Source organism: Apilactobacillus waqarii, assembly GCF_019061205.1.
GTDB classification, from domain to species: domain Bacteria; phylum Bacillota; class Bacilli; order Lactobacillales; family Lactobacillaceae; genus Apilactobacillus; species Apilactobacillus waqarii.
The window spans coordinates 1-255 of the sequence record NZ_JAHQYH010000038.1; the positions used below are offsets into that span (position 1 = coordinate 1).

General features: G+C 34.9%; 1 pseudogene. It reads right to left on the reverse strand.

Going from position 1 to position 255, the window contains the following annotated elements:
- Positions 1 to 6 precede the first annotated feature (6 nt).
- A pseudogene (locus KTJ72_RS07095) lies at positions 7 to 255 on the reverse strand (D-2-hydroxyacid dehydrogenase); the annotation flags it as partial.

Genomic DNA, 255 nt, shown 5'->3' on the forward strand with positions numbered 1-255 from the left:
TAAATATTACAATTTAACAATCTTATCTGATTTACCTGTATTGATAAGGTCTCTGTTAGCATCCAATGATAGAGTAACCATGTTTCTAACCGCTGTTTCAGTGTAGAAAGCAATGTGTGGAGTAATTAAAACATTGTCTCTGCTCATTAGGTTCTTTAGACGATCATCTGAGATATCATCGAAACTATCAAAGTTAACATTGAAGACACCTACTTCTGATTCATAGGTATCCAAAGCAGCACCTGCTAGTTTACC